At 65.6% G+C, this 20,103-nt stretch carries 18 protein-coding genes and 1 tRNA gene; 9 read left to right on the top strand and 10 right to left on the bottom strand.

Features of this window, described 5'->3' with window-relative positions:
* The first annotated feature begins 101 nt into the window (after positions 1–101).
* Genes secA through VBO01S_RS12705 form a run of 5 tightly spaced genes read left to right on the top strand, consistent with a single transcriptional unit; the run spans position 102 to position 7,477 of the window.
* Positions 102–2,888, top strand: a complete 2,787-nt coding sequence (gene secA, locus VBO01S_RS12725) for a preprotein translocase subunit SecA (protein WP_062474541.1) — start codon at positions 102–104, stop codon at positions 2,886–2,888.
* 30 nt (positions 2,889–2,918) lie between these two features.
* Positions 2,919–4,148, top strand: coding sequence for a bifunctional glutamate N-acetyltransferase/amino-acid acetyltransferase ArgJ (gene argJ / locus VBO01S_RS12720; RefSeq protein ID WP_062474539.1), 1,230 nt, complete (start codon positions 2,919–2,921; stop codon positions 4,146–4,148).
* Positions 4,145–5,020 (top strand): ATP-binding protein, encoded by an 876-nt coding sequence (locus tag VBO01S_RS12715; protein ID WP_062474537.1) that lies wholly within the window; start codon positions 4,145–4,147, stop codon positions 5,018–5,020. Before argJ ends, VBO01S_RS12715 begins: the two co-directional genes overlap by 4 nt.
* Positions 5,017–5,475, top strand: coding sequence for an NUDIX domain-containing protein (locus VBO01S_RS12710; protein ID WP_062474534.1), 459 nt, complete (start codon positions 5,017–5,019; stop codon positions 5,473–5,475). The genes VBO01S_RS12715 and VBO01S_RS12710 overlap by 4 nt, the downstream gene beginning before the upstream one ends.
* 37 nt (positions 5,476–5,512) lie before the next feature.
* Positions 5,513–7,477, top strand: coding sequence for an acyltransferase family protein (locus VBO01S_RS12705; protein WP_062474533.1), 1,965 nt, complete (start codon positions 5,513–5,515; stop codon positions 7,475–7,477).
* A gap of 39 nt (positions 7,478–7,516) precedes the next feature.
* Here the strand turns inward: VBO01S_RS12705 and VBO01S_RS12700 are convergent, their stop codons facing one another.
* From VBO01S_RS12700 to VBO01S_RS12655, 10 genes are all read right to left on the bottom strand, one after another.
* Positions 7,517–7,726 (bottom strand): DNA gyrase inhibitor YacG, encoded by a 210-nt coding sequence (locus VBO01S_RS12700; RefSeq protein WP_062474531.1) that lies wholly within the window; start codon positions 7,724–7,726, stop codon positions 7,517–7,519.
* Between the two features lie 8 nt (positions 7,727–7,734).
* Positions 7,735–8,490: a cell division protein ZapD gene (gene zapD, locus VBO01S_RS12695; protein ID WP_062474529.1), complete on the bottom strand. Its 756-nt coding sequence runs from the start codon at positions 8,488–8,490 to the stop codon at positions 7,735–7,737.
* Positions 8,491–8,526: 36 nt separating this feature from the next.
* Positions 8,527–9,558, bottom strand: coding sequence for an alginate O-acetyltransferase AlgX-related protein (locus VBO01S_RS12690; protein ID WP_062474527.1), 1,032 nt, complete (start codon positions 9,556–9,558; stop codon positions 8,527–8,529).
* A gap of 6 nt (positions 9,559–9,564) precedes the next feature.
* On the bottom strand, positions 9,565–11,058 hold the full coding sequence (locus tag VBO01S_RS12685; protein ID WP_062474524.1) for an MBOAT family O-acyltransferase: 1,494 nt from the start codon (positions 11,056–11,058) through the stop codon (positions 9,565–9,567).
* A gap of 76 nt (positions 11,059–11,134) precedes the next feature.
* The gene (coaE, locus tag VBO01S_RS12680) at positions 11,135–11,743 is read right to left on the bottom strand and encodes a dephospho-CoA kinase (RefSeq protein ID WP_062474523.1); all 609 of its coding nucleotides are present in this window, start codon (positions 11,741–11,743) and stop codon (positions 11,135–11,137) included.
* Between the two features lie 13 nt (positions 11,744–11,756).
* Positions 11,757–12,722 carry a prepilin peptidase gene (locus VBO01S_RS12675; protein WP_062474521.1) on the bottom strand — a complete coding sequence of 322 codons (966 nt, stop codon included), beginning with the start codon at positions 12,720–12,722 and terminating at the stop codon, positions 11,757–11,759.
* Positions 12,722–13,951: a type II secretion system F family protein gene (locus tag VBO01S_RS12670; protein ID WP_062474520.1), complete on the bottom strand. Its 1,230-nt coding sequence runs from the start codon at positions 13,949–13,951 to the stop codon at positions 12,722–12,724. Before VBO01S_RS12670 ends, VBO01S_RS12675 begins: the two co-directional genes overlap by 1 nt.
* A 24-nt stretch (positions 13,952–13,975) precedes the next feature.
* On the bottom strand, positions 13,976–15,709 hold the full coding sequence (pilB, locus tag VBO01S_RS12665; protein ID WP_062474518.1) for a type IV-A pilus assembly ATPase PilB: 1,734 nt from the start codon (positions 15,707–15,709) through the stop codon (positions 13,976–13,978).
* Positions 15,710–15,824: 115 nt separating this feature from the next.
* Positions 15,825–15,901 (bottom strand) — tRNA-Pro (locus VBO01S_RS12660).
* Positions 15,902–15,953: 52 nt separating this feature from the next.
* Positions 15,954–16,946, bottom strand: a complete 993-nt coding sequence (locus VBO01S_RS12655) for a polyprenyl synthetase family protein (protein WP_062474516.1) — start codon at positions 16,944–16,946, stop codon at positions 15,954–15,956.
* Between the two features lie 182 nt (positions 16,947–17,128).
* On the opposite strand from VBO01S_RS12655, the gene rplU reads away from it, so the two are divergent.
* The 4 genes from rplU to proB all read left to right on the top strand — a co-directional run bounded on the left by rplU (position 17,129) and on the right by proB (position 20,082).
* Entirely contained in the window at positions 17,129–17,440 is a 312-nt protein-coding gene (rplU, locus tag VBO01S_RS12650) for a 50S ribosomal protein L21 (protein WP_062474515.1), read from the top strand.
* Between the two features lie 12 nt (positions 17,441–17,452).
* Positions 17,453–17,713: a 50S ribosomal protein L27 gene (gene rpmA / locus VBO01S_RS12645; protein WP_013543198.1), complete on the top strand. Its 261-nt coding sequence runs from the start codon at positions 17,453–17,455 to the stop codon at positions 17,711–17,713.
* Between the two features lie 72 nt (positions 17,714–17,785).
* Positions 17,786–18,862: an Obg family GTPase CgtA gene (gene cgtA / locus VBO01S_RS12640; protein WP_062474512.1), complete on the top strand. Its 1,077-nt coding sequence runs from the start codon at positions 17,786–17,788 to the stop codon at positions 18,860–18,862.
* 80 nt (positions 18,863–18,942) lie between these two features.
* Positions 18,943–20,082, top strand: a complete 1,140-nt coding sequence (gene proB, locus VBO01S_RS12635) for a glutamate 5-kinase (RefSeq protein ID WP_062474510.1) — start codon at positions 18,943–18,945, stop codon at positions 20,080–20,082.
* Positions 20,083–20,103: the final 21 nt, after the last annotated feature.

Here is a 20,103-nt window from a genome sequence, read left to right as displayed (position 1 = left end):
AAGCTTGCATTCGAAGAAGGTGCGCCCAACTGCTTTCACCATATCTTAGGGAATCCGGTCGCAGTGCCTGTCGTGTCAGGTGCCCGCCCCTCTCCACGCCCATGGCAACCAACTTCCTGACCCAGATCTTCGGCAGTCGCAACGACCGGCTCCTCAAGCAGTATCGCAAGACGGTGACGCGCATCAATGCGCTCGAACCCGAATTCGAAAAGCTCAGCGACGACGCGCTGCGCGCCAAGACGCAGGAATTCAAGGACCGCATCGCCAAGGGCGAGTCGCTCGACGACCTGTTGCCCGAAGCCTTCGCCACCGTGCGCGAAGGCTCCAAGCGCGTCATGAAGATGCGCCACTTCGACGTCCAGCTGCTCGGCGGCATGGCGCTGCACAACGGCAAGATCTCCGAAATGCGCACCGGCGAAGGCAAGACGCTGACCGCCACGCTGCCCGTGTACCTGAACGCGCTGTCCGGCAAGGGCGTGCACGTGGTCACGGTGAACGACTACCTGGCCAACCGCGACGCGACCTGGATGGGCCGCCTGTACAACTTCCTAGGCCTGTCGGTCGGCATCAACCTGCCGCAGATGCCGCGCGAGGAAAAGCAGGCCGCCTACAGCAGCGACATCACGTACGGCACGAACAACGAGTACGGCTTCGACTACCTGCGCGACAACATGGTCTACGAGCCCGGCGACCGGGTGCAGCGCGGCCTGAACTTCGCGATCGTCGACGAGGTGGACTCCATCCTGATCGACGAAGCCCGCACGCCGCTGATCATCAGCGGCCAGGCCGAAGACCACACCGACCTGTACCTGGCGATCAACAAGGTGGTGCCGCTGCTCAAGAAGCAGGAAGGCGAAGCCGATCCGCGCACGGGCGAAGGCGTCACGGTGCCCGGCGACTTCACGGTCGACGAAAAGACCCACCAGGTGTTCCTGACCGAAGACGGCCACGAGAACGCCGAGCGCATCCTGGGCGAGCTCAAGCTGATTCCCGAAGGCGCGTCGCTGTACGACCCGGCCAACATCACGCTGATGCATCACCTGAATGCCGCGCTGCGTGCCCGCCACCTGTACCACCGCGACCAGCACTACGTGGTGCAGCAGGGCGAAGTGGTCATCGTCGATGAATTCACCGGCCGCCTCATGAGCGGCCGCCGCTGGAGCGACGGCCTGCACCAGGCCGTGGAAGCCAAGGAAGGCGTCGAGATCCAGGCCGAGAATCAGACCCTGGCCTCGATCACCTTCCAGAACTACTTCCGCCTGTACGGCAAGCTGGCTGGCATGACCGGCACGGCCGACACCGAAGCCTACGAGTTCCAGGAAATCTACGGTCTCGAAACCACGATCATTCCGCCGAACCGCATCAGCAAGCGCGACGACCAGCTCGACCGGGTCTACAAGACCACGCGCGAGAAGTACGAGGCGGCGATCCAGGACATCCGCGAGTGCTACGAGCGCGGCCAGCCGGTGCTGGTGGGCACCTCGTCGATCGAGAACTCGGAAATCATCGACGCCCTGCTCGAGAAGGCAGGCCTGCCGCACCAGGTGCTCAACGCCAAGCAGCACGCCCGCGAAGCCGACATCGTGGCGCAGGCCGGCCGCACGAAGATGATCACCATCGCGACCAACATGGCCGGCCGCGGTACCGACATCGTGCTGGGCGGCAACATCGAGAAGATGATCGAGGCGATCGAGGCCGACGAAGGCCGCGACGAAGCCACCAAGCAGGCCGACATCGCCCACGTGCGCGCCGAGTGGACCAAGGACCACGAGTTCGTGAAGTCGCTGGGCGGCCTGCGCATCATCGCCACCGAACGCCACGAGTCGCGCCGCATCGACAACCAGCTGCGCGGCCGTTCGGGCCGCCAGGGCGACCCGGGCTCCTCGCGCTTCTACCTGAGCCTGGACGATCCGCTGATGCGCATCTTCGCGGGCGACCGCGTGAAGGCGATCATGGACCGCCTGAAGATGCCCGACGGCGAAGCCATCGAGGCCGGCATCGTCACGCGCAGCATCGAGAGCGCGCAGCGCAAGGTCGAGGCGCGCAACTTCGACATCCGCAAGCAGCTGCTCGAATACGACGACGTGTCGAACGACCAGCGCAAGGTGATCTACCAGCAGCGCAACGACATCCTCGACGCGGCCGACCTCACGGCGCAGATCGCCGCGCTGCGCGAAGGCTGCTTCACCGACCTCGCGCGCCAGTACGTGCCGCGCGAATCGGTCGAGGAACAGTGGGACCTCGACAGCCTCGAGAAGAGCCTGTTCAGCGAGTGGGGCATCGACATGCCGCTCAAGCAGCAGGTCGAGGCCGCCGATGCCATCTCCGACGAGGAAGTGGTCGAGAAGATCGTGGCCTACGCCAACGAGAGCTTCGACGCCAAGGTCACGCTGATCGGCCAGGAGAACTTCACCCAGTTCGAACGCATGGTGCTGCTGCAGAGCATCGACACCCACTGGCGCGAACACCTGGCCTCGCTCGACTACCTGCGCCAGGGCATTCACCTGCGCGGCTATGCGCAAAAGCAGCCCAAGCAGGAATACAAGCGCGAGGCCTTCGAGCTCTTCGGCCAGCTGCTCGACTCGGTCAAGAACGAAGTCACGCGCCAGCTCATGACGGTGCGCGTGCAGTCGGGCGAACAGCTCGAGCAGGCGGCCGAGGAAATGGAAAGCCGCGGCGAGAACGTCTCGAACATCACCTACACCGCGCCCACCGAGACCGGCGAGGTCGAGGTGCGCGTCGACGAAGAGAACCAGCGCCGCCTCGCGGCTGTCGGCACCGGCGCGCTGAGCGCCGAAGCCGCGGCGTTTGCGCGCGTCGGCCGCAACGACCCCTGCCCCTGCGGCAGCGGCAAGAAGTACAAGGCGTGCCACGGCAAGCTGAGCTGAAGTCCCGCACCTTTCATTGAGAGATATCCCATGCCCGTGAACCTGTCCGCTCCCGATCCCGCCGCCTTGTTCGCGGTGCCCGGCGTCCGCATCGGCGTGGCCGAAGCCGGCGTGCGCAAGGCCAACCGCAAGGACCTGACCGTCGTGCTGATCGACGAAGGCTCGGCGGTCGGCGGCGTGTTCACGCAGAACCGCTTCTGCGCCGCCCCGGTGCAGGTCTGCCGCGATCACCTGAAGGCCAACTACGGCATCCGCGCGATGGTGATCAACACCGGCAACGCCAACGCCGGCACCGGCGAAGACGGCCTGATGCGCACGCGCTCCACCTGCATCGCGCTGGCGCGCCACCTGGAGCTCGCTCCCGAGCAGATCCTGCCGTTCTCGACCGGCGTGATCATGGAGCCGCTGCCCGTGGACCGCATCGAAGCCGGCCTGCCGGCCGCGCTGGCCGACGCGTCGGAAAACAACTGGGCCCGTGCCGCCGAAGGCATCATGACCACCGACACGATCCCCAAGGCGTTCAGCCGCCGGGTGCAGATCGGCGGCGCCACGGTCACCATCACCGGCATCAGCAAGGGCGCCGGCATGATCCGCCCGAACATGGCGACCATGCTCGGCTTCATGGCGACCGACGCGAAGATCGACCCGGCGCTGATCCAGCCGCTGGCCACGCAGCTGGCCGACGCCTCGTTCAACCGCGTGACCATCGACGGCGACACCTCGACCAACGACTCCTTCGTGGTCATCGCCACGCAGAAGGCCGCGCACGCGACCATCACCTCGCTCGACTCGACCGACGGCCAGGCGCTCGTGGCCGCGATGCGCGACGTGGCCCGCCTGCTGGCGCAAGCCATCGTGCGCGACGGCGAAGGCGCGACCAAGTTCATCACCATCCAGGTCGACGGCGGCAAGGACGGGGCCGAGTGCCGCCAGGTGGCTTATGCCGTGGCGCATTCGCCGCTGGTCAAGACCGCTTTCTTCGCCAGCGACCCGAACCTGGGCCGCATCCTGGCGGCCGTCGGCTATGCCGGCATTGCCGACCTCGACCAAACCGGCATCGACCTGTTCCTGGACGACGTGCACGTGGCGGTGAAGGGCGGGCGCAACCCGTCGTACCGTGAGGAAGACGGCCAGCGCGTGATGAAGCAGAGCGAAATCACCGTGCGCATCGGCCTGGGCCGCGGCACCGCCAGCGACACCGTGTGGACCTGCGACTTCAGCCACGAATACGTGACCATCAACGCCGACTACCGGTCATGAACGAGCAGTTCCAGAAGCTCATCGAGCGCGCCGAGCAGCTCATCGGCCGCATCGAATCGATCCTGCCGCAGCCGCTGGCCGCGCCGACCGACTGGAGCGCCTCCATCGCGTGGCGCTACCGCCGCCGCAGCTCCGGCCATGGCGTGCTGGAGCCCGTGAAGCACGTGGCCACGATGGCGCTCGATTCGCTGAGGGAAATCGACGTCCAGAAGGAAAAGATCGAACGCAACACGCGCCAGTTCGTCGAAGGCAAGCCGGCCAACAACGTGCTGCTGACCGGCGCACGCGGCACGGGCAAGTCGTCGCTGATCCGCGCCTGCCTGCAGGCCTACGCGCCGCAGGGCCTGCGCCTGATCGAGGTCGACAAGGCCGAGCTCACCGACCTGCCCGACATCGTCGAGGTGGTGTCGCAGCGCCCCGAGAAGTTCATCGTCTTCAGCGACGACCTGAGCTTCGACGAGGGCGAGCCGGGCTACAAGGCGCTCAAGTCGATCCTCGACGGATCGATTGCCGCCTCGACGCCCAACGTGCTGATCTACGCCACCAGCAACCGGCGCCACCTGCTGCCCGAGTACATGAAGGACAACCTCACGTACAAGCACACGGACGACGGCGAGGTGCATCCGGGCGAGGTGATCGAAGAGAAGATTTCGCTGTCGGAGCGCTTCGGCCTCTGGGTGAGCTTCTATCCCTTCAGCCAGAACGAATACCTGACGATCGTGGGCCAGTGGCTCTCGTCGTTCGGCGTCGACGACGCGGCCATCGCGGCGGCACGGCCCGAGGCGCTCGTGTGGGCGCTGGAGCGCGGCTCGCGCAGCGGCCGCGTGGCCTACCAGTTCGCGCGCGATTACGCAGGGCGGGCCGGCGCGTGAGCGAGGCTGTGACATCGGCGCGCAAGCACACCGAAGTGGCTGTCGGTGTGCTGATCCGGCTGGCCGACGAGGCGCTGCTGCTCACCACGCGCCCCGAAGGCAAGGCCTATGCGGGCTACTGGGAGTTCCCGGGCGGCAAGATCGAGGCCGGCGAAACGGTCGAGGAAGCCCTGCGCCGCGAGCTGCAGGAAGAACTGGGTATCACCATCGGCGGCGCCGAGGTCTGGAAGGTCACGGAGCACGACTACCCGCACGCGCTGGTGCGCCTGCACTGGTGCAAGGTGACGGACTGGACCGGCGAGTTCGAAATGCGCGAAAGCCAGGCCATGGCCTGGCAGCAACTGCCGCTCGACGTGGCGCCGGTGCTGCCGGGCGCGCTGCCGGTGCTGGCGTGGCTGGTCGAGGAACGCGGCCTGCCCGCGTCGGCCGCCGAGGCGGTGTCGAGCGTCGCCTGACGACGCACGGCACGACCGTGGTCCAGAAGTAAGAGATATGCATCCCAAGTACCGTGCCGACATCGACGGCCTGCGCGCCGTGGCCGTGGCCTCGGTCGTCATCTTCCACGCTTTTCCGAAGCTGCTGCCGGGCGGCTTCATCGGCGTCGACATCTTCTTCGTGATCTCGGGCTTCCTGATCACGACGATCATCATGCAGAGCCACGCGGCCGGCGATTTCAGCTACCGCGATTTCTACGCACGGCGCATCCGTCGGATCTTCCCGGCACTGATGCTGATGCTGGCGGGCGTGCTGGCCTTCGGCTGGTACGTGCTGCTCAACAAGGAATTCGTCGAGCTGGGCAAGCAGGCGCTGGGCGGCGTGGGCTTCGTGGCCAACTTCGTCTTCTGGAGCGAGGCCGGTTACTTCGACACGGCCGCCGAGACCAAGCCGCTGCTGCACCTGTGGTCGCTGGGCATCGAAGAACAGTTCTACATTTTCTGGCCGCTGCTGCTCGGGCTGGCCTGGCGCAGGCGTTGGCCGATCGTGCGCGTGTTGTGGGTGCTGGCGGTGGTGTCGTTCCTCATCAACGTGACGACGATCCACCCGTTCCGCACGGCGGCCTTCTATTCGCCGGCTTCGCGCTTCTGGGAACTCATGGTGGGCGGCATCCTGGCCTGCATGCGGATGAAGCCGTCGGCGCCGAGCGTCTGGCGCAGCCATGTGCAGTCGGTGCTGGGCGTGGGCCTGATCGTGCTGGGCCTCGTGATGATCCGTAGCGACAAGGCCTTCCCCGGCTGGTGGGCGCTGCTGCCGACGCTGGGCGCGGTGAGCTGCATCGCGGCCGGCCCGACGGGTGTGCTGAACAAGTACTTCCTGTCGAACCGCGCGATGGTGTGGATCGGCCTGATCAGCTATCCGCTGTACCTGTGGCACTGGCCGCTCCTGGTGTATGCGCGGATCGTCAAGGGCGCGGAGCCGTCGGTGGGCACGCGCGTGACGATGGTGGTGGCCAGCGTGCTGCTGGCCTGGCTGACCTACCGCTTCATCGAACGGTTCACGCGGGCCCGCCTGGGCGCAGGCATGCTGCGCACGCTCGTGGGCACCGGGGCCTTCGTGGCCGTGGCCGGCGTGGCCGTGCTCAACGGTTTGCCCGCCCGCCACAACAGCGAGCTGCTGCAGAAGGTGACCGATGCGACGGTGGACGGTGACTACTACGCCGGCTTTTCCTCGGAGAACTTCGGACCCTACGCGGTGAATCGCATCGGCAACGGCGCCCGCAAGGTGCTGCTGATCGGCGACAGCCACGTCATCGAATACGGCCCGCGTGCCGCGGAGCTGGCACGCCTCGCGCCCGAGCGCATGGCGACCACCTACTTCTTCACCTACGGCGCGTGCCCGGCCATTCCGAACGTCTTCGCCGAGCAGAACCCCGGCTGCGGCCCGGCCCGCGACCAGTGGATGGCGATGGCACGCGACCCGCAGATCGACACGGTGCTGATCGGCAGCTGCTGGAACTGCTACTTCACGGGCGATTTCCCGCTGGACTACGTGCTGCGCGCGAACGGCGCGTCGCTCTCCCTGACCCGCGGCGACCGCGCCGGCATCGAGCCCTCGCTGGTGGCGCTGCAGGCGTGGGTGACCGAGCTGGTCAAGCAGAAGAAAAAGGTCTATCTGCTGCTGGACAACGCGCTGGGCGACGACTTCGAGCCGCGCCGCATGATCGAGGGCAGCCGGCTGCGCACGCTCTCGGTGGTGGGCAATTCGCCGACCGCGCCCGTGCTCGCCGACCAGGTGAAGCTCAACCAGCGGCTCCTGCAGATCGCGGCCGCCAGCGGCGCGGAGGCGATCGACGTGCTGGGCGCCCTGTGCAAGGACGGCCAGTGCCCGCGGACGATGCCCGACGGTGCGCCGGCCTACAAGGACCACGGCCACCTGCGGCCCGCGTTCACGCGGCAGTTCGCGACCTACCTGGACAAGGTGTTCCTGGAAGAGGGCGTGCAGCCCGCGGCGGCCAACTGACGACCCCGCAGCCTTGGGCTGCGGCGGCGTGCAGCCAATCTATTGCTGCAGCTTGGGATCGCCGAAGGGCTCTTCGTCGGGCGGTGTCTCCGCCGGCATCCTGAATTCCTCGGTCGCCCAGGCGCCGAAGTCGATGCCCTTGCAGCGTGCGCTGCAGAACGGCCGAAACGGGTTGCGCTCCGCATAAATGCTGTCGCCGCCGCAGGTCGGGCAGCGGACGATGCGTTCGTCTTCTTTCTTCTTGCTCACACCGGGCCTCACGCGCAGAGGGTCAGTTCGAAGGGGGTGTCTTCCGTGCTCGGGTGCAGGCGGTCGTCGGCCTCGTGCCGCATGAGCCGCACCGAGACCATGAGGCGGTTGCCGCTGATTTCAGGGACCAGGCCCAGCTTGGGATCGATGCGCAGCCGCAGCAGCTGGAAGCTGCGCCCCTGCGGCAGGTTCTGCTGGAACTGCCCGTGGGTGGCGATCACCTTGTAGGGCACGTCGGCGTCGCGCAGCAGCTTGAGCAGCAGGTAGATCGACGAGGCCAGCGGCGACAGCGTGTTCGACCAGCGTTCCAGGTCGGCACGGCGGCTGGCCGGCATGCGGTGCTGCCACGCGTAGTAGGCGGGCAGGTCGAACTCGCAGGTGCCGCCCGGAATGCCGGCGCGGCTGCGGATGCTCATGAGCCACTCGTTCTCGGTGAGTGCCTGTCCCGCCTTGCCGGCCACGCCGTTCAGCGCGCTGAAGTTGCGTTCGAGCTGGTCGACGACCTGGTTCAGCACCGTCTCGGCGATGGCCGGATTGCCCCGGTAGCTGTTGAAGACGTTCTTGTGCTTGTCGAGGTCGCGCAGCACGTCGGCCTTGAGGTCGGCGCGCGCCGCCACGTCCATGATCTCGAAGATCGTGACCAGGGCGTAGTGGTGCGAAAGCGGCGATTCCGAGGGCACCAGTTCCCCGAGGCGACGGAACAGATGCTCCAGCCTCAGGTACGTGCGGATGCGCTCGTTGAAGGGGTACTCGTAGAGGATCACGCGTATTTGTCGGTTTCCTGTCGCGGAATCATAACTTCAGGGCGATTTGGAAGGGGGTGTGGGCATCACTTCGCGCACCGCGGCCAGCATGCGCTCGCCGAGTGCGAGCTGTCCGTGCATGGACATGTGCGTGTCGTTCGAGAAGTAGAAGTCGCGGATCTGCGTGTGCTTTTCGCGGGTGAAGGCGTAAAGGTCGGGGCCCAGCTTCGCGTCGCGGAAGCCGCTTTCGAAGTCCTTCGAGAAATCGGGCTTGAGGTAGACCGTGGTCTTGTTGGGCACCACCATCCACAGGAGCGGGATGGTGCTGTGCGCAGCGGTGAAGTTCTTCATTCGCGCCAGCGTGTCGGATGTCAACGGGCCATTGTCCTCGTCTTCCTGGAAGAAGGGCATCCGGTCGCACTGGCGATGCGAGAAGAATTTGCAACCGTCGGGGACTTTCCTTACCCAGGTGTCACGATCGAAATAGGTGTCTACCGGCGAGTTCTTGGCCTTCCACGTGTGGTAGTAGGTCACGACGCCGGTCATGTACTGGACTTCCCAGTTGGGCGCGAAGGCCGGCACGGTCTCGTCGGGCTCGATGAGGGGCTCGGCCTTGGCGCTGTAGGGGAAGATGGTCTTGCCGTCCTTGCAGCGCTCGCTGTAGCGCATGCGCATGTCCAGCAGTCGCTCCACACTTTCGATGATGACCAGCTTGCCCTTGAAGCCGGAGTCGTGGACCCACTGGCTGAAGTCGCCGCACAGCGATTCGCCGTACTGGCCCCAGTACGAGGTCGAGACCCGGTAGCCGGCCTTGGCGAGCACGGACTGCCAGCGGTGCGTCATGGAGAAGCTGTCGCCGACGACCATCACGTCCGCCTGTTCGATGGGCGTGCTGGCAAGGTAGACCGGATCGACCTTGGGCGGCGGGTCGCGCCAGCCGAACTCGCGTTCGGACAGGCGTCCGATGCGCGTGAGGTCGCCGTAGGGCACCGGGCTGGTGAGCGAAATGATCCACAGGGCCATCAGGACGAAGTAGCCGAAGAGGAAGAACCGCAGCCAGACTTTCGCGGGCGTCGTGGTCGTCGTCATGTCGAATCAGAATTGGAAATAGAGGAAGGGGCTGTAGCCGCCCAGCTTCGAAACGCACCACGCGAACAGTGCGAAGGTACCGATGGCGAGCACCACGGTCGACAGGCGGGCCATCACCGGGCGGCCGGCCATCGACTTCGGGTGGGGAATCCAGCGCTCCAGGGTGATGGTCGGCGGCAGCGTCAGGCAGATGACGATCGCCACCAGCATGAGCTGGAAGAACTCCGGCTTGCGGAACGGCACCTTGCCGAACTCGCTGAACGCCGAGACCGGCGCGCCGTGCAGGCCCAGCATGCCCTTGTAGATGGACATGGCAGTGTTCATGCCGTCGGCGCGGAAGACGATCCAGGCCACCACCACGCACAGGAATGTCAGCAGCCAGCCCAGCACGCGCGCGATGCGCCCCGGGGTGGCGTTGCGACGGACCTTGGCGTTCCAGAGGTGGTTGACCATCAGGAACGCGCCGTGCATCGCGCCCCAGACCACGAAGGTCCAGGCCGCGCCGTGCCACAGGCCGCCCAGCAGCATCGTGAGGAACAGGTTCAGGTAGCGCCGCGCCGGACCCTTGCGGTTGCCGCCCAGCGGCACGTAGAGGTAGTCGCGCAGGAAGGTCGACAGCGAGATGTGCCAGCGGCGCCAGAACTCGATGATGTTGGTCGACTTGTAGGGCGAGCGGAAGTTGAGCGGCAGCTGCACGCCCAGGCACATCGAGAGGCCGACGGCCATGTCCGAGTAGCCCGAGAAGTCGAAATAGATCTGCAGCGTATAGGCCAGCGCACCGAACCACGCGGTGTACAGCGTGGGCTCGATGCCCTTGTGAACGCCGTTGAACATCAGGTCGGCGTACTGCCCCATGGGGTCGGCGATCAGCAGTTTCTTGGCGAGGCCGAAGACGAAGATCGTGAGGCCGATGGCGACCTTGTTCGGGTCCATCCGGTAGGTCGCGGGGCTCGCGAACTGCGGCATCATCTGCGCGTGGTGCAGCACCGGGCCCGCGATCAGGTGCGGGAAGTAGGTGACGAACAGCACGTAGTGGATGAAGCTGCGCTCGTGCACCTTGCCCTGCCAGCAGTCGACCAGGAAGGCGATCTGCGTGAAGGTATAGAACGAGATGCCGATCGGCAGCACGATGTGCACCAGATCGATCGGCGTGAGACCCGCGGCGACCAGCCCCGCATCGACGTTTTCCAGGAAGAAGTTGGCGTACTTGAAGACGGCCAGCACGCCCAGGTTGATCACCAGCGAGGCGATCAGCAGCGTCTTGCGCTTGCGGTCGTTGCGCCCCGGCGCGGGCGTCAGCTGCAGGCCGAACCAGTAGTTGACGCAGATGGAACCCAGCAGCAGCGGCAGGGCCTGCACGCTCCACCAACCGTAGAAGAACAGCGAGGCCAGTCCGAGGAAGCCGGCGGCGGCGCGGGCGTTGCGCTTGCCGATCAGGAAGAACCCGATCAGGACCAGCGGGAAATAGACAAAAATGAAGGGATACGAGTTGAAAAGCATCTCGGGGAGGGCACTGCAGGGGCGAGCGCCTTTTTGTCGTAATCGTTATAGAGCCGCCGGGGCGGCTGGTCTCGGATTATCGCGTGGTGGCCGCAGCCCACAGCTTCCAGAGACCCCGCACCTCGGTGCCCAGTTCCGCGAGCGTCAACGACTCGTTGTAAATCACGGCGTCGGCGGCGGCCCGGCGCGCCTTGCGCGGCGCCTGCTGGGCGATCACGGCGCGCACGGCTTCGGGCTCCCATCCCGAGCGTGCGACCACACGCTGCAGCTGCGTGTCTTCGCGGGCATCGACCACCAGCACGCGGTCCACGAGGGCCCGCCAGCGGCCGGATTCGACCAGCAGCGGGACGTCGAACACGACGACGGCATCGCCGGCGGCGGCGGCCTGGCGTTGCGTCTCGGTGCCGATCAGCGGATGCAGGATCGCTTCGAGACGGGCCTTGGCGCCCGCGTCGGCGAACACCAGCTGGCGCATGGCGGCCCGGTCGAGGCCGCCATCGGGTGCGATGACGGAGGGGCCGAACGCGGCTTCGATGGCGGGCATCGCGATGCCGCCGGCCTGCGCGATGCTGCGTGCGATGGCGTCGGTGTCGACCAGCACCGCCCCTTCGGCCACCAACAGCGACGCGACCGTGCTCTTGCCGCTGCCGATGCCGCCGGTCAGGCCGATGCGCTTCACCGCCATGCCGCTGTCGTTCTCAAAGGGCCAGGGCCCCGAAAGGGAAGGCGAAGGGAATCCACTGCTTGACGACGGCGGGACCGGCCACGAGGCAGATCAGGCCGGCGCCGGCCAGGAAGGGGCCGAAGGCGATGGGAATGTCCTTGTGGGCCAGCTTGCCGGCGAAGCGCAGCGTGAGGCCGATCACGGCGCCCACCACCGAGGAGACGAGGATGATCGCAACGAGGTAGTCGGCGCCGAGCCAGGCGCCCAGAGCGGCGAGCAGTTTGAAGTCCCCATGTCCCATGCCTTCCTTGCCTGTGGCCAGGCGGTAGGCATGGTACACAAGCCACAGGCTCAGGTAGCCGAACACGGCGCCCCAGACCGCGGTGTTCAGGCTGACGCCGGTCCAGCCCATGGCGGCACCGACCAGGCCGAGCCAGAGCAGCGGGTAGTTCAGGGCGTCGGGCAGGAACTGGGTGTCGAAGTCGATGAGGAACTGGCAGATCAGCACGGCGCCGAAGGCCGCCCAGAGCGCGCCCGTGGGGGTGATGCCGAAGCGGTGTGCACACAGGGCGAACAGCGCGCCCGTGATCAGTTCGACGAGCGGGTAGCGGGGGCTGATCGAGGTCTTGCAGCTGGCGCATCGGCCGCGCAGCACGAGGTAGCTGAGCACGGGGATGTTCTGGTGCCAGCGGATCTTGTGGCCGCACGCGCCGCAGCGCGAGGAGGGGCGCGTGAGATCGAAGGGCGGGAGCTTCTCGAGTGCTTCGGCGGCCTTGTCGGCGGCCGCCTCGAGCCCTGCGGGTGGCACGGCCTTCGGGCCGAAGACCAGCGACCAGAGCGAAGGCATGTCCTTCGACGACATGAGATTGGTGACCGCATCGCTCAGCCAGCCCCGGTACATCATGACCGGGGTGCGGTAGATCACCACGTTGAGGAAACTGCCGATCAATAGCCCCAGCACACCGGCCAGCGCGGTGTCGAACCCTTGCGACACCAGCATCAGACGACCTGGCCGAGCTTGAAGATGGGCAGGTACATCGACACCACGATGCCGCCGATGATGACGCCCAGGAACACGATGATGATGGGTTCCATCAGGCTGGAGAGGCCGGCGACCATGTCGTCGACTTCGGATTCGTAGAAGTCGGCGGCCTTGCCGAGCATGTGGTCGATCGAGCCCGACTCCTCGCCGATGGCGGTCATCTGGATCACCATCGAGGGGAACAGGTTGACGTTGGTCATGGCCGTCGTCAGGCTGGTGCCGGTCGAGACCTCTTGCTGGATCTTGGCGGTGGCATCGCCGTACACCGAGTTGCCCGATGCGCCGCCCACCGAGTCGAGCGCCTCCACCAGCGGCACGCCGGCCGCGAACATGGTGGCGAGCGTGCGGGTCCAGCGGGCTATGCAGGATTTCTCGATCAGCGTGCCGAAGACGGGAATGCGCAGCAGCAGGCGGTCCATGACTTTCTGGACGCGCTCATTGCGTTTCCACGCTTGCAGAAAGAAGTAGATGCCACCGCCGAGCACGCCGAAGATCAGCCACCAGTAAGACACGAAGAACTCGCTCATCGCCATCACGAACAGCGTCGGTGCGGGCAGGTCGGCTCCGAAGGAGGTGAACACCTGCTTGAACGCGGGGATCACGAAGATCATGATGATCGCCACCACGACGAAGGCCACGACGACCACCGAGGTCGGGTACATCAATGCCGACTTGATCTTCGACTTGATCGCCTCGGTCTTCTCCATGTAGGTTGCGAGACGGTCCAGCAACTCTTCCAGGATACCGGCCGCCTCGCCGGCCTCCACCAGGTTGCAGTAGAGGTTGTCGAAGTACTTCGGGAACTTGCGGAAAGCGGCCGACAGAGATGTGCCGGTCTCGACATCGCTGCGGATGTCGTTCAGCAGCTTGGCGACACTCGCGTTCGCGTTGCCGCGGCCGACGATGTCGAAGGACTGCAGCAGCGGCACGCCCGCCTTCATCATGGTCGCGAGCTGGCGTGTGAAGATCGCGATGTCCTTGGGCTTGATCGCCTTGCCCGAGCGCATGCGGCGCTTCTTGATCTTGGAGGCCAGCACGCCCTGGCGACGCAAGGCCGCCTGCACTTGGTTCTCCCCGGCAGCGCGAAGTTCGCCGCGCACCAGCTTGCCGTTGCGGTCCTTGCCTTCCCATTCGAAGACGAATTCCTTGTGCGTGACCTGGGAGCGGGAGGATGCCACTGTTGCCATTCGATCTCCGGTTCAGTGTGTTCGTTATAGGTTGGTGCAGGCGACGACTTCTTCGAGCGAAGTGAGGCCCTGCATGACTTTTCGAAGGCCGGACTGGCGCAGCGAGCGCACGCCTTCGGCTTCGGATTGGTTCGCGATGTCCAGCGCACTGCCGTCGCGCAGGATGATTTCCTGGATGGCTTCCGAAATCGGCATCACCTGGTAGATGCCGACCCGGCCCTTGTAGCCGCCGCTGCAGGCGGCGCAGCCGACCGGGCGGTAGGGCTTCCAGGTGCCGTTGATGTCTTCCTCTTTGAAGCCGGCATCGAGCAGGGCTTCGCGCGGAATGTCGATCGGCGCGCGGCACAGCATGCACAGCCGGCGCGCGAGGCGTTGCGCGGTGATCAGGATCACGCTCGACGCGATGTTGAACGGCGCGATGCCCATGTTGCGCATGCGCGTGAGCGTGGTCGGGGCGTCGTTGGTGTGCAGCGTCGACAGCACCAGGTGACCCGTTTGCGCGGCCTTGATCGAGATGTCGGCGGTTTCGAGGTCGCGGATTTCGCCGACCATGATGATGTCGGGATCCTGCCGCAGGAAGGCACGCAGCGCGGCCGCGAAAGTGAGGCCGGCCTTCTCGTTGACGTTGACCTGGTTGACGCCGGGCAGGTTGATTTCCGACGGGTCTTCCGCCGTCGCGATGTTGACGCCCGGCTGGTTGAGCAGGTTCAAGCAGGTGTACAGCGACACGGTCTTGCCCGAGCCCGTGGGGCCGGTCACCAGCACCATGCCGTAGGGGCGGCCGATGGCGTGGAGGAGTCGTTCTTTCTCGTCGGCGTCGTAGCCCAGGGCGTCGATGCCCATGCGTGCGCTGCTCGGGTCCAGGATACGCACGACGATCTTCTCGCCGAACAGCGTGGGTAGCGTGCTGACGCGGAAGTCGATCACGCGGTCGGGACCGATCTTGAGCTTCATGCGGCCGTCTTGCGGCACGCGTTTTTCCGAGATGTCGAGCCGGGAAATGACCTTGATGCGCGAGGCCAGCTTGTCCTTGATGACCGTGGGCGGACTGGCGATTTCGCGCAGCTCGCCATCGACCCGGAAGCGCACCCGGTAATGGTGTTCGTAGGGCTCGAAGTGGATGTCCGAGGCCCGCATGCTGACTGCGTCGAGCAGCATCTTGTGCAGGAAGCGCACCACAGGTGCGTCTTCGACTTCGGCGATGGCCTGCTCGTTGGCATCGCCCGAGGTGTCGGCCGTGACGTCGTCGAACTCGAACTCGGTGCCGACGATGCTGTTGATCGTTTCCGCAGCACTGGCTGCGGCGGCTTCGATCATGCGCGAAAGCTTGTCGTACTCCGCGATGACCCAGTCCACGCCCATCTGCGACGCGAACTTGATTTTCTCCGCGGCTTGCTGGTCCGACGGGTCGGCCGTCGCGACGATCAGGCGGTTGTTGCGCTTGCTGAGAACGACGATGCGGTACGCATGGCAGAGCTTCGGATCGAGCAGGTCCTTGGGCAGGCGCTGGTGATCGATGGCATCGAGGTCGAGCAACGGGGCGCCGAAGGCGCTTGAGAGGGTGTGGGCGAGATCCGCCGCCGAGACGGCGCCGGTGCCGGTCAGTTCAGCGATGAAGCTGGTGCGGCCACTCAGCGACTTCTGATAGATGTCTTCCGCTGTCTTTGCCGCGAGCTTGCCGGCCGACACGAGGGCGCGCGCCAAGCCGGGAAGGGCGATCTGCGTAGTTTCTTTAACGGGAATTTCGGCAGCGGCCATTCAGCGAATGCAAAAGATGTGAAAAAGTGCTTCACGATCATCGCTGAACACGCCTGTGCTGTAAATCGTTACACAGCAACAGGGGCTGACATTAACTGGACCAGTCGAGAAAAACTGGTCGGGGTGAGAGGATTCGAACCTCCGGCCTCTACGTCCCGAACGTAGCGCTCTACCAGGCTAAGCTACACCCCGATTGGTTGCAAGAAAAAGAACTCGTCCTAGATGCCAACTCTGTGGAGGTGTTTCAGGCACGTCGCTCAAGCAACTGAGCCGCTAATTGTAGCAAACCTGAAGCGTGCAAATTCGACGGAAGGTCGCGCAATGCATGAATTGCGCGTTCGGCCTCTGCTGCAGCGGCTGCGCGCGAGGCTTCCAGCGCGCCGGTTTCGCGAACGATCTCGACGATTTTCCCCAGCTGCGCGGTGTCGCCGGCCTCGATGGCGGCACGCACCAAGGCGCTCTGTTCGGGGGTGCCACGCTGCATGGCAAAGATCAGCGGCAAGGTGGTCTTGCCTTCGCGCAGGTCATCGCCGACGTTCTTTCCGGTTTCCTGGGCATCGCCTGCGTAGTCGAGCACATCGTCGATCACCTGGAAGGCCGTGCCCAACGCCTGTCCGTAGGTGGCGCAGGCTTCTTCGACTTCGGGCGTCGTGCCGGCCAGCACGGCCGCCAGCCGGGTGCTCGCCTCGAAGAGCTTGGCGGTCTTGGAGCGGATCACGCGCAGGTACGCCGCTTCGTCCAGCGAGGCGTCGTGCATGTTCATCAGTTGCAGTACTTCGCCTTCCGCGATCACGTTGGTCGCCTCGGCCAGGATCTGCATGATGCGCATGTTGTTTGCATCCAACATCATCTGGAAGGCGCGTGAATACAGGAAGTCGCCCACCAGCACGCTGGCGGGGTTGCCGAAGGATTCGTTGGCGGTGGCGCGGCCGCGGCGCAGGGTCGATTCGTCGACCACGTCGTCGTGCAGCAGGGTCGCGGTGTGGATGAACTCCACCACGGCCGCCAGGTTGAAGCGCTGGTCGCCCGTGTAGCCGAGCGCGCCTGCCATGAGCAGCAGCAGCGCCGGCCGCAGCCGCTTGCCGCCGGCGGAGATGATGTATTGCGAAACCTGGCTGACCAGCGGAACGCCGGTATTGAGGCGTTGGGCGATCACACGGTCGACTTCGACCATGTCGCCGGCAATCAGGTCCAGCACGGTGGCGGTGGGGGAGGTGTCGGCGGCGGGAACTGGCAAAGCGAAGGCGCGGGGCGCTGCGAGGATGAGGGCGGCCCTGGAGGCCGGAACGCGCGAATTATAGGGAGCCGTGCACGATTCCCTGGAGCGTCTCAACGTCGGGGTGGTGAGTGTTCGCAAACCGCGCTATAATCTTGGGCTCTGCGGAATTCGCTGCGGAGACTCATTTTTAAGAGGTTTACATGTACGCGGTCATAAAAACCGGCGGCAAGCAGTATCGCGTTGCTTCCGGCGAGAAAATTAAAGTAGAACAGATTGCTGCGGACGTAGGCCAGGAAATCGTGATCGACCAGGTTCTGGCTGTCGGAAACGGCGCTGAAATCAAGGTTGGCACGCCCCTGGTGTCCGGCGCAACGGTGACAGTCACGGTGCTGTCGCACGGCCTGCACGACAAGGTTCGCATCTTCAAGATGCGCCGTCGCAAGCACTATCAAAAACGTCAAGGCCATCGCCAGCAGTTCACCGAACTGCAAATCGGCGCGATCGCCGGCTAAGGAGCAGATTCCATGGCACAGAAAAAAGGCGGCGGCTCCACGCGAAACGGGCGCGATTCCAAGCCCAAGATGCTCGGCGTGAAGGCCTTCGGCGGCGAACTGATCAGCGCAGGCTCGATCATCGTGCGCCAGCGCGGCACCCAGTTCCACCCCGGCGTGAACGTCGGCGTGGGCAAGGACCACACGCTCTTCGCCCTGGTCGACGGCCACGTGTCGTTCGGTCACAAGGGTGCGCTGAACAAGCACATGGTCAACGTGACGCCCGCGGCCTAAGCCCCGCAGTCACTTCGATCTTTCCGAGGCCCCGCATTGCCGGGGCTTCTTCATTTGTAAACTGGACATCCCATGAAGTTCGTCGACGAAGCCTTCATCGACATCGCCGCGGGCGATGGCGGCAACGGCTGCGTGTCGTTCCGTCATGAGAAGTACAAGGAGTTCGGCGGCCCCAATGGCGGCGACGGCGGCCGTGGCGGCCACGTGTTCGCGGTGGCCGACTCGAACCTCAACACCCTGGTCGATTTCCGCTACTCGCGCCGGCACGAAGCCAAGCGCGGAGAGCACGGCATGGGCTCCGACATGTTCGGCGCCGCCGGCGACGACATCGTCCTCAAGATGCCTGTCGGCACGATCATCACCGACGCTGAAACGGGTGAGGTGTTGTACGAGCTGCTCAAGGACGGCGAGGTCATCACCATCGCCAAGGGCGGCGACGGCGGCTTCGGCAACATGCGCTTCAAGAGCGCGATCAACCGCGCGCCGCGCCAGAAGACGCCCGGCTGGCCCGGCGAGAAGAAGAGCCTCAAGCTCGAACTCAAGGTGCTGGCCGATGTGGGCCTGCTGGGTATGCCGAATGCCGGAAAATCGACGCTGATCAGCGCCGTTTCGAACGCCCGCCCGCGCATTGCCGACTACCCCTTCACCACGCTGCACCCGAACCTCGGTGTCGTACGCGTCGGCCCCGAGCAGAGCTTCGTGGTGGCCGATTTGCCCGGTCTGATCGAGGGTGCCTCGGAAGGCGCCGGTCTCGGTCACCTGTTCCTGCGTCACCTGCAGCGCACTCGCCTGCTGCTGCACGTGGTCGACATGGCGCCGTTCGACGACAGCGTCGATCCGGTCGCCCAGGCCAAGGCCCTCGTGGCCGAGCTCAAGAAGTACGACGCGGCGCTGCACGAGAAGCCGCGCTGGCTGGTGCTGAACAAGCTGGACATGGTGCCGGACGACGAGCGCGCCGCGCGCGTCAAGGACTTCGTCAAGCGCCTGCGCTTCAAGGGCCCGGTCTTCGAGATCTCGGCGCTCACGCGCGAAGGCTGCGAGCACCTGATCAAGGCCGTGTACCAGCAGGTCAAGGCGCAGCAGGTGGCCGAGCATGAAACCGTCGTGGTCGATCCGCGCTTCGTTCCGCTGCCGCCCGAAGGAAACTGAGGGCGTCGCGGCACCTTCGGTGCTGCAAAATGGATAGCAAGCAGCGCAGGCTGCATTCCTGAAACACGCCTTCTTTCTTCATGACCTCGAATTCCGGTTCCACTGCCTTGCGGGATGCCCGCCGTATCGTCGTCAAGGTGGGCTCCAGCCTCGTGACCAACGAGGGGCGCGGCCTCGATGAAGGCGCCATCGGCGAGTGGTGCCGGCAACTGGCTGAGCTGGTGCGCGACGGGCGCGAAGTGGTCATGGTGTCGAGCGGCGCGATCGCCGAAGGCATGAAGCGCCTGGGTTGGAAGACCCGTCCGCACGAAGTGCACGAGCTTCAGGCTGCGGCGGCCGTCGGGCAGATGGGCCTGGCCCAGATGTACGAGACCAAGCTGCGCGAGAACCAGATCGGCAGCGCGCAGGTGCTGCTCACGCATGCCGACCTCGCGGACCGCGAGCGCTACCTCAATGCCCGCTCGACCCTGGTCACGCTGCTGCGCCTGGGCGTGGTGCCGGTGATCAACGAGAACGACACGGTGGTCAACGACGAGATCAAGTTCGGCGACAACGACACGCTCGGCGCCCTGGTCGCCAACCTGGTCGAAGCCGATGCCCTGATCATCCTGACCGACCAGAAGGGCCTGTACACGGCCGACCCGCGCAAGGACCCCGACGCGAAATTCGTGCACGAGGCCGCCGCGGGCGATCCGGCGCTCGAAGCCATGGCGGGCGGCGCCGGCTCGAGCATCGGGCGCGGCGGCATGATCACCAAGATCCTCGCGGCCAAGCGCGCGGCGGGTTCCGGCGCTTCCACGGTCATCGCCTGGGGGCGCGAAGCTGACGCGCTGCTGCGGCTCACGCGTGGCGAATCGATCGGCACGCTGTTGGTAGCGCAGACCGCCAAGCACCAGGCGCGCAAGCGCTGGATGGCCGATCACCTACAGTTGCGTGGTGCCGTCATCGTCGACGCCGGTGCGGCTGCGAAGGTGCGCGGCGAAGGCAAGAGCCTGCTGCCGATCGGCATGACGGGCGTGTCGGGTGAGTTCTCGCGCGGCGACGTGATCGCGGTGCGCGACGTCGACGGCGTCGAGCTGGCCCGCGGGCTGGCCAACTATTCGAGCGTGGAGGCCCGGCTGCTGTGCCGCAAGCCTTCGGCCGAGTTCGAGCGGCTGCTGGGCTACGCGGCCGAGCCGGAGATGGTGCACCGCGACAACATGGTGCTGATGCCCGGTTGATCGCCGCCAGGGCGGGGCGCC

Origin of the sequence: Variovorax boronicumulans NBRC 103145 (assembly GCF_001591345.1) — a bacterium.
GTDB classification, from domain to species: domain Bacteria; phylum Pseudomonadota; class Gammaproteobacteria; order Burkholderiales; family Burkholderiaceae_C; genus Variovorax; species Variovorax boronicumulans.
Note: the sequence above shows the minus strand (reverse complement) of the source record. Positions and strands in the feature narration are given on the sequence as shown.

Excerpts from the sequence above, each read along its gene's own strand:
- secA (WP_062474541.1), top strand. The coding sequence starts at position 102 with ATGGCAACCAACTTCCTGACCCAGATCTTCGGCAGTCGCAACGACCGG.
- argJ (WP_062474539.1), top strand. The coding sequence starts at position 2,919 with ATGCCCGTGAACCTGTCCGCTCCCGATCCCGCCGCCTTGTTCGCGGTG.
- VBO01S_RS12715 (WP_062474537.1), top strand. The coding sequence starts at position 4,145 with ATGAACGAGCAGTTCCAGAAGCTCATCGAGCGCGCCGAGCAGCTCATC.
- VBO01S_RS12705 (WP_062474533.1), top strand. The coding sequence starts at position 5,513 with ATGCATCCCAAGTACCGTGCCGACATCGACGGCCTGCGCGCCGTGGCC.
- VBO01S_RS12690 (WP_062474527.1), bottom strand. The coding sequence starts at position 9,558 with ATGACGACGACCACGACGCCCGCGAAAGTCTGGCTGCGGTTCTTCCTC.
- VBO01S_RS12685 (WP_062474524.1), bottom strand. The coding sequence starts at position 11,058 with ATGCTTTTCAACTCGTATCCCTTCATTTTTGTCTATTTCCCGCTGGTC.
- coaE (WP_062474523.1), bottom strand. The coding sequence starts at position 11,743 with ATGGCGGTGAAGCGCATCGGCCTGACCGGCGGCATCGGCAGCGGCAAG.
- VBO01S_RS12675 (WP_062474521.1), bottom strand. The coding sequence starts at position 12,722 with ATGCTGGTGTCGCAAGGGTTCGACACCGCGCTGGCCGGTGTGCTGGGG.
- VBO01S_RS12670 (WP_062474520.1), bottom strand. The coding sequence starts at position 13,951 with ATGGCAACAGTGGCATCCTCCCGCTCCCAGGTCACGCACAAGGAATTC.
- pilB (WP_062474518.1), bottom strand. The coding sequence starts at position 15,709 with ATGGCCGCTGCCGAAATTCCCGTTAAAGAAACTACGCAGATCGCCCTT.
- rplU (WP_062474515.1), top strand. The coding sequence starts at position 17,129 with ATGTACGCGGTCATAAAAACCGGCGGCAAGCAGTATCGCGTTGCTTCC.
- rpmA (WP_013543198.1), top strand. The coding sequence starts at position 17,453 with ATGGCACAGAAAAAAGGCGGCGGCTCCACGCGAAACGGGCGCGATTCC.
- cgtA (WP_062474512.1), top strand. The coding sequence starts at position 17,786 with ATGAAGTTCGTCGACGAAGCCTTCATCGACATCGCCGCGGGCGATGGC.
- proB (WP_062474510.1), top strand. The coding sequence starts at position 18,943 with ATGACCTCGAATTCCGGTTCCACTGCCTTGCGGGATGCCCGCCGTATC.